The sequence below is a fragment of the Hymenobacter lapidarius genome, assembly GCF_001816145.1.
GTDB lineage: Bacteria > Bacteroidota > Bacteroidia > Cytophagales > Hymenobacteraceae > Hymenobacter > Hymenobacter lapidarius.
The window spans coordinates 1-8,484 of the sequence record NZ_MDZB01000166.1 but is presented as its reverse complement, the minus strand read 5'-3'; the positions used below and the strand labels follow the sequence as shown (position 1 = coordinate 8,484).

Annotated in this window: 6 protein-coding genes; 3 read left to right on the top strand and 3 right to left on the bottom strand. The window is 58.8% G+C overall.

The annotated features are described in order from the left end of the window. Positions 1-374: 374 nt before the first annotated feature. Positions 375-872 carry a hypothetical protein gene (locus BEN47_RS19190; RefSeq protein WP_070730867.1) on the top strand — a complete coding sequence of 166 codons (498 nt, stop codon included), beginning with the start codon at positions 375-377 and terminating at the stop codon, positions 870-872. 163 nt (positions 873-1,035) lie between these two features. Here BEN47_RS19190 and BEN47_RS21635 read toward each other — a convergent pair whose 3' ends face one another. The 3 genes from BEN47_RS21635 to BEN47_RS19180 all read right to left on the bottom strand — a co-directional run bounded on the left by BEN47_RS21635 (position 1,036) and on the right by BEN47_RS19180 (position 5,071). Then, entirely contained in the window at positions 1,036-1,209 is a 174-nt protein-coding gene (locus BEN47_RS21635) for a hypothetical protein (RefSeq protein ID WP_158010111.1), read from the bottom strand. 1,032 nt (positions 1,210-2,241) lie between these two features. After that, positions 2,242-2,988 (bottom strand): helix-turn-helix domain-containing protein, encoded by a 747-nt coding sequence (locus BEN47_RS19185; protein ID WP_070730866.1) that lies wholly within the window; start codon positions 2,986-2,988, stop codon positions 2,242-2,244. A 316-nt stretch (positions 2,989-3,304) separates the two neighbouring features. Continuing rightward, complete coding sequence (locus tag BEN47_RS19180; protein WP_070730863.1) at positions 3,305-5,071, bottom strand: L,D-transpeptidase family protein; 1,767 nt, start codon at positions 5,069-5,071, stop codon at positions 3,305-3,307. A 402-nt stretch (positions 5,072-5,473) separates the two neighbouring features. On the opposite strand from BEN47_RS19180, the gene BEN47_RS19175 reads away from it, so the two are divergent. Together BEN47_RS19175 and BEN47_RS19170 are read left to right on the top strand one after the other, a co-directional pair. Next, on the top strand, positions 5,474-7,297 hold the full coding sequence (locus tag BEN47_RS19175; RefSeq protein WP_070730868.1) for a M1 family metallopeptidase: 1,824 nt from the start codon (positions 5,474-5,476) through the stop codon (positions 7,295-7,297). Between the two features lie 100 nt (positions 7,298-7,397). Next, complete coding sequence (locus tag BEN47_RS19170) at positions 7,398-8,333, top strand: cyanophycinase (RefSeq protein WP_070730861.1); 936 nt, start codon at positions 7,398-7,400, stop codon at positions 8,331-8,333. Positions 8,334-8,484 lie beyond the last annotated feature (151 nt).

The following is an 8,484-nucleotide window of genomic DNA, read 5'->3' as shown; positions in this document are numbered from 1 at the left end:
GCGGCGCCCGCGTGAACGTGGCCGGCAGCCGCGAAGGCGGCGACCAAGGCGGCCGGCGTCGTGGCGATGCCGGTGGCTCGCGCCGCGGCTCGTTCTAAGCGCGTTTGCAGGCTTTATTTATTAAAAGCCTGTCTGCTTATAATAAGAACGTCATGCTGAGCCTGCCGAAGCCTCTCTACCGCAATGCTATTCCTATGTAAAGGGGAATAGATGCGGTAGAGAGGCTTCGGCAAGCTCAGCACAACGTTCTTTTGTAATGGGCACTATTTTCAAGCAAAAAAGCAATAAGGCCTGGAAAACTTTTTCCGGGCCTTACTGCTTTTTAAAGCAGATTACGTGCTTGTTCGCTCCTAATTACTTTCTGTTCGTTTCCTATGGCTCAGCCCACGCTCCCAGTTATCCAAGCCCTGCGCGACACGGCGCAGCGTCTCGCCACCCAAGCCCCCTACCAGTGGGGCCACATGGGCAGTTGCAACTGCGGCCACCTCGCCCAGACCGTCACGCGCCTCACCAAAGCCGAGATTCACGCCCGCGCCATGCAGCGCTACGGTGACTGGGAGCGGCAGCTCATCGACTATTGCCCCACCAGCGGCCTGCCCATCGACCAGACCATCGACGAGATGCTGGCTATGGGCTTCTCGCGCACTGACCTCACCCACCTGGAGAAGATTTCCGACCCCACCATTCGGGCGGCCATTGGGTTTGAGCGGCGCGACGCCCTCCGCCACAACCAACGCGACGACGTGGTGCTCTACCTCCGCACCTGGGCCGACCTGCTGGAGCGCGACCTACTGGCCGGCATCACCCTGCCCAGCTTCACCACCGAACCGGTGCCCAACCCCGTTTTCTCGGGTGTCGCGGTAGAGGTATAAGTCAAAGGCGGTTTAGACCGACCCGGCCTCTCCGACCCGCGCGAGTGGCCCACGCCCCGAAACGAAACGCCCCCTGCCAAATTATGGCAGGGGCCGTTTTCGTTCGGGACGTGGGTTGGGCCAATTGAACAGCCGCAGAGGCCGCAATAAGCTCTACCTGGATTTAGCGGGTGACGTTGGAGCGCTGGGCTTCGCGGTAGCCTTCGGCGCGGTGGGCGCGCTTGTAAGCGGCATCGGCCGACGGGTCCTTTTCAGCGTCGGGGGCCTGGGAGCAGGAGGCGGTCAGGAACATTGCCGCGGCAGCGGCCAACCAAAGATTCGTGCGGGTCAGTTTCATACTGCGAAGGTAACCTCTCGCTGCCAAACGAACAACCGCCCCCACCAAACTTGACGGCCGCGCCGCAGTCAGCTTGAGCGGAGCGCAGCAGCAAATGCTCACTTTTGGGGGGTTAAAAAATGTGTCAACCAATCTCATTGCCCCCATTTACAATTGACAACTGGAGCATCAATCCCCTCACAGGTCAGTGCTGACCACGTCCCACGGGTACCAGGTAACTGTCAGGTCAGGGCTATGCCCAACGCTGCAGTATCTCGCCATCCTCCTGGCATTCGCGCCGGCTTCATGAGGCGTTCAGAGCAGGAATTTATCGCTCAATAGCTTAGCATGCGGCTCGGCCTGTACGGCATCACAGTACCACTTTTCATGGTGAGTTGCCAGCTTATAAAATTAGCATCAGCGGCTATCGTATGCGCGGATTCGCCACCTATTCTCTTGATTAAACAAAAGCTCAAACTAACGTATAACACTGCCACACCAATCAAAAAACAAACAATAGTTATCTTCACTCAGCACTTTCGTTAGTCAAATTATTTTCACTGATTATTAGTAACTTATCAGTAGAATTAAGCAGCAATTTCACACTAGCAAATTAGCCCTATCCTACTTAGTATCGACTAAACCTGAATATAAGAATTTTACTCAATTACGAGCTTAGTATACCAATCAGTATTACCACTCCCCTAGCCTCTTTAGAACAGCCTGACAAGTTGTGTTATACCGGTAGGAACAGGCAAGGCTTACATCACTCACGGCCACCAGCCAGCGCACTACATACGACTCCTTTCCTCTGGCGGATGGATGCACGGACAAGACTTTTTTTCTTTTAAAAAAGTGCGTATTGAGCACCCACACCACACAGGAGAAAGCAGATAGACACGACGGGGGTATTCCCTTGTAAGCAGCAGTCTCACTGGAATCGCCCATGCTTTGGCGTATCGCACTATCCGAAGCGCGCATAATTTTGCGTGGGCCGCGCCATCGCTACACCAGAAAGTATCCAGTTGTTCTTTCCCGCAAAGTGTGGGGTTGCTATTCGGGCCGGTAGTCGGCAAAGGACCCGTCGTGGTAGAAAATGACAATCCGACGGATGGGCTTTTCTGTCCGGGCCAGCAGGGCCGTAGTGGCGGGCGTCGCCTCGATGGACTCGGGGCCAGAAGGAATGATTGGGGCCTTAATAGTAATCGCAGGGGTAACTACTGGCGCGGCCGGCTGAGCAACCGGCGCATCAACAAGTGCAGAAACAGCGGCTACGGGCACCGTTTCTACGGCTGGAGCCTCGATTAGTGCCTGAGGACCAAGGCCGGGCACGGCCTGGCGGGGCGCCGGGGTAGCAGTGGGCGCAAACCGCTTGGGCTCCGATACGGCAGAAACTCCGCCCGCCGCGACCAGCCGGCCAGGCTTGGAGGGCGTTTCGGGGCTGCGGGAGCGGCTCGGGGTATTTTCCGGGGCGCTGGCAGGCAGTTCAGGAACCGCCGAAACGACTTCCTGGGGTGGAACCGCGGCAACGGTGGGCTTAGTGGGAGCAGTTGGGGCTTGTGCGGGCTGAACCAGAGGGGCAACGGGCGCACCGGCCAGCATGGCCCCGGTGCCATTGAGCAGCCAGGCCATTGATAAGTCTGGCATAGCGGCCAGAATACGCTGCACCACTTCTAAACTGGGCTTGTTGCGGCCCGACAGAATGTGGCTGACAATAGGGCGCGCGATGCCAATGGAATCAGCAAACTGAGTAGGAGTGAGCTGGCGTGTTTCCAGCAACGTCCGAATACGCTCGACCATCAGAAAAGGTTTGGTTACAAATGTACATAAATGTTTTTTTGATTTAGAAAATATTTTTAGAGCAAACACTTGGATGTGATTACAATTATTACTTATGTTTGCATTACATTTGTATCATCTTATACAGAAAAGTATGACCACTGATTTTTACTCGTCCGTTATAATTGTAATCAATCTGGCGAGTGTGTGTATTGCTTGTGGCGTTATTTATATGATAAAACAAAAGAGCCCGGCAACTGAGAAGTTGTCGGGCTCTTATATATCATGGATACGCGTGGAGGAGCAGGCCCGCAAGGCACAGCCCACCAAGATTCGTCTAATTGAAATACTCGCGGGCTAGCGTTTTGTCGTGTCCGTAGATATCCTTGCGGAAGTGGGGGTGCCCGTCGGCATCGGCCCAGGCCGTGAAATACACCAGGTAAACGGGGAGCTTTTCTTTTACCGTCACGTACTTCTCGCGCCGCCGCGAGATGGTATCCAGAATGGTTTGCTGGTCCCAGCCCGCCTTGTTCCGAAGCAGGTAAGTAGCCAGTTTGATGGGCTCTTTCACCCGCACACAGCCGTGGCTGAAGCTGCGATTGGTTTGCGAAAACAGCTCATCGTGGGGGGTATCGTGCAGGTAGATGTCGTTGCTATTAGGGAAAATAAACTTCACATCGCCCAGGTCATTCTTCGGGCCGGGCCGGCGCCGCAGCGTGTACTTGAAGTTTTCCCTGGTCACATTGGCCCAGTCCACGCTGCCGGGGTCGATGGGCGTGGCCTTGGCGCCCCAGCCTTTCACTACTTCCATGTCGAGACGGTCGAGGTAGTTGGGGTTGGCCACAAGCTTGCTGCGTAGCTCGTTTTCGATGATGCTGAACGGCACGTTCCAGTAGGGAGCCAGCACCACGTACTCCAGCTTATCGCTGAAGACGGGGGTTTCGTTGAGGGCCTTGCCCACAATCACGGGCATGGCCATCACCTCCTTGTTTTCCTCCACTACGTGCAGGGTGTACTCCGGAATGTTTACCAACAGGTAGCTTGGCTCAAATTTTTTGGGGAGCCACCGCCACCGCTCCATGTTCAGAATAAGCTGGTCGATGCGGGTGCCAATGGGCACGTTGAGAGCCTGCAGGGTTTCGCCGCCCACTATACCGTCGGGGCGTAGGCCGGCGTCCTGCTGGAAGGCTTTCACAGCGTTCACCAGCTCCGGGCCATAGAGCGCGTCGGCGGGGGCAGCAGGAACTGTACTTGTGCCGCTCTCACGCACTGAAACCGGTACGGCTGCAGGAGCCGCAGCGGGCTGCGGGCTGCCGGCACCGCCCAAAAGGCGCTGGTGCAGGGCCGCCACCTCGGGCGACGACTGCCCCGGGCGTAGCTTGAGGCTGGCCGGAAGCACGGGCCAGCCGCCGGCCCGCTCCTGCTCCCGGTAAGCGGCCAGGGCCTTTCTCAGGTTGGCGTACTCGGGGTGCAGGGGGGCAAACTCGTAGTAGTTGTAGCGGCTTTTGCGCTCGCCCAGGAATGTGAGCAGGGCTTTATTGAGCTTGATTTTATTGGGCTTTACCTGCCAGGCGGTGTTCTTGGAATCGCGCGGGTTGGCAATGCCCCGGTAGTAGTCGGAGCCCCATTTCATGTAGGTACCCGTGAGGGCCACATCAATCTGCTGTTCCAGGGCGTTGCGCTTCGCACTGTCGGACTTGGCCTGCTCGAAATCAGCCAGCATCTTTTTCAAGTCCTTAACCTGATAGTCTTTAGGATTAAGTCCTTCATCCTGGGCTTTAGCTATAATCTGCTGTAGGGTTTCAACCTGTTCTACGGGCTCGTGGTCTTTGAACCAAGCCAGCCTGAACCCCCGCTCCCGGTAGAAGCGCCGGGCCGTGGCCAGCTGGGGCTTAAACGCGGGCTCGGCCCGCAGGGTGTTGATGAGGTAGGTGCTGTCGAGCAGCGGCTGAGGGCCCTGGGGCACCGAGGAGAACAGACCGCCGCTCTTCTGACCCGCAGCCGAGCTGCTTTGCTCGGAGCCGCAGGAAGAGAGTGTAGTGCTGCCGACTACTGCGATTAGCAGTACCCATAACGTGGAAGAAAATCGAAAAAGTAAGGACATCGAGGGAAGTTAATCAAAAAAGACATAAGCCATGGGCAACCGCCACGGGCTAGGCATTGTACTGCCAAGCGAGGAACGTGGTTGCGCAGCAGGCCCGGGGGCCGTCCTGATGCAAAGTACGCAAGTGCTGGGCAGAGCTTGTATTCCTACTGTCCGTAATCATGCCAACTTTGGGTTTCCACCGTACTTCAACCTGGGCCAGTGGCCGGTTCTGCTAGGCTTGCCCGGCGTTGCTGAGCGCCTGGCAGCGTTGCATTAACGCTCCGAAAGCCCGGCCCGTAAAGGAGATGGGCAGGCACGCGCCGGGGCCGGGCTGGGCTTGCCAAGAAAAAAGCACTCGGCTCCTCTCCCGCTGCGTCAGCTGTCGTTTTTTATCTCTGTCTTTTTTTGAACCTGTTGCTCATGGCTCCTCCACTTCTTTCGCCAGCCCCGTTGCCCTCCCTGGCGCCCGACCCGCACAGCTACGCCGGGCGCAGCTCGGCGCGGGTCAGCCACCTCGCCCTCAACCTCACCGTCGACTTCGATAATCAAACGATAGCAGGCAGCGCCACCTGGCAGCTGGTTAACCCGGCCGCTGCCACCGAAGTGGTGCTCGACTCGCGCGACCTCCGCATTGCGGCAGTGGAGCTGCTGGACTACGCGGGCAACCCCACCCCAGCTACTTTCACCCTGGGCACCGCCGACCCGACCCTGGGGCAAGCCCTGCACGTGGCCATAGCGGCCGATACCTCCGCTCTGCGCATACATTACCGCACCGCTCCCACTGCGGCTGCGCTGCAGTGGCTGGCCCCCGCCCAAACGGCCGGCACCCAGCCCTTCCTCTTCACGCAGTCGCAGGCCATACTGGCGCGCACCTGGCTGCCGTGCCAGGACTCGCCGGGCATCCGCTTCACCTACGAGGCCAGCCTGCAGGTGCCGGCGCATTTGCTGGCCCTGATGAGCGCCGAAAATCCGAAGGCCCGCAGCGCCACCGGGGCCTACTCCTTCCGAATGACGCAGCCCATTCCGGCTTACCTCATGGCGCTGGCGGTGGGCGACCTGGCTTATGCCCCGCTCAGCCACCGAACCGGCATCTACGCCGAGCCCGTCACGCTGCCCGCGGCCATGCACGAGTTTGCCGACCTGGAAAAAATGGTGGCCGCCGCCGAACAGCTCTACGGCGCCTACCGCTGGGGACAGTATGATTTACTTATGTTACCGCCTAGTTTTCCCTTTGGGGGAATGGAAAACCCTAGGTTAACATTTGTTACACCAACTATCCTGGCCGGCGACCGGAGCCTTACGAGTCTGGTGGCCCACGAGCTTGCGCATTCCTGGTCGGGCAATTTAGTTACAAATGGAACGTGGAATGATTTCTGGCTTAACGAAGGATTTACGGTGTATTTCGAGCGCCGCATCATGGAACATTTGTATGGCCGCGACTACGCCGACATGTTGCAGGTGCTGGGCCGCGATGCCCTGCATGATACCATTGCCGAGCTCGGAGCCGGCAGCCCTGACACCCACCTGCGCCTGCAGCTTGCCGGCCGCGACCCCGACGAAGGTCTCACGGAAATAGCGTACGAAAAAGGATGCGCGCTACTTCTAACCCTGGAAAGCCTCATTGGCCGGCCCCGCCTCGATGCCTTTATAAAGGAGTACTTCACCCGCTTCAGTTTCCGGGCCATGGACACGGCCACCTTCCTCGCCTACCTCCGCACCGAGCTACTTGATAAAGAAGCGGGGCTGGAGGAGCAGCTGCAGCTGGGCGCGTGGGTAGACGGCCCGGGCCTCCCTGCCTCCGCACCGGCCGTAACCTCCAGCCGGTTTGTGGCGGTTGATGAGTTGTTGAAACGCCTGGGGCACGGCACGGCACCCGGCGCCCTGGTGCCGGCCACCGCCGGGTGGAGCAGCCACGAGTGGGTGCATTTTCTGCACGGCCTCCCGCCTACCCTTTCCGCCCACGACCTCGGAGTCCTCGACGACGCGTTTTACTTTACGGCTTCCGGCAACGCTGAAATCAACACGGCCTGGTTTGCGCACACGCTGCGGGCCGGGTACGCCGCGGCGCTGCCGGCGGCAGAAAACTTTTTGCGACATGTGGGCCGGCGCAAATTTCTGGTGCCGCTGTACCGGGCCCTGCTGGCCACGCCCGACGGGCCCGCCCGGGCGCGGGCTATTTATGCCCAGGCGCGCGCCAACTACCATTCCGTGGCAACCGGCACCCTCGATTCGCTGGTGGCATAGCGCACGAAAGGGCTTCCGGCCCGAACTTTGCGCCGGGCAACCCGCTTGCTTCCCGCATGGCCCAAGCTGTTTTGATTTTTTCAGTAATTGTAGATATCCGTTGAAAAGCACCATCCCTCTCGGTAAACTCATCGCCGTGGGCGGCAACGAGGACAAAGGCACTTACCCCAACCCTCGCACCCGCCGCAAGTATTATCTCAACTTTTTTGAGTTGGGCATCCTCAAGCGCATTGTGCTGGAAACCGGCAAACTCGACCCGCGCATTGAAGTCATTACCACCGCTTCGATGATTCCGGAAGAGGTGGGGCCGATATATACGGGCTCCTTTGCTATGCTCAACTGCCTGAATGTGGGCATTATGGACATCCGCACGGTGGAGGACGCCCAGCAGCCGGAGTACCTGGAGCGCCTGATGGCCGCGGATGTCGTCATGTTTTCGGGCGGCAACCAGTCGCGGCTGCGCGAAATGTTCGGCGAGACCGAGTTTCTGCAACGCATGACGCAGCGCTACCACGCCGAGCCGCATTTCGTGATTGCCGGCACCAGCGCGGGCGCCATGGCCATGTCGCAGTACATGATTCGCGGCGGCTCGGTGCCCGATGCCCTGCTGAAAGGGGCCGTGAAGATGGGAAGCGGCCTGGGCCTGCTGTCCGCGGCCGTCATCGATTCGCACTTTGTGAAGCGGGGCCGGTTTGGCCGCCTCATCGAGTCGGTAGCCCTGCACCCCAAGCTCATCGGCATTGGGCTCGGGGAAGACACCGGCGTGCTCATTACCCAGGGCAACCTAGTGGAAACCATTGGCTCTAACCTGGTTATTATCCTGGACGGGCACAACATCCAGCACAACAACGCGGCCGCTGCCAAAAAAGGCACCGTGCTTTCTGTGGAGAACCTGACCATGCACGTGCTGGCCAAAGGCAACGTGTACGACATGCAGAACCGCAAATTTTACGTGAGCAAGGACGCCCAGGCCGCGCACAGCCAGCCCTCGCCCACGGCCGTGACTTCTTCGGAGCCTACTTCGGTGCCGTCCTAGCGGCTGCCGGGTCCTGGTTCTTTCGGGACCGGCGCCAGTTGTGATACTATATAACCCAAGTTGCGGACTATAGTCCGGCTTGGCTTAAAGTGTGGGCAAAAATGAAGAGGGCAATTTTCAGGGCAAACCCAGCCGCCGTGACGGCGTGAAT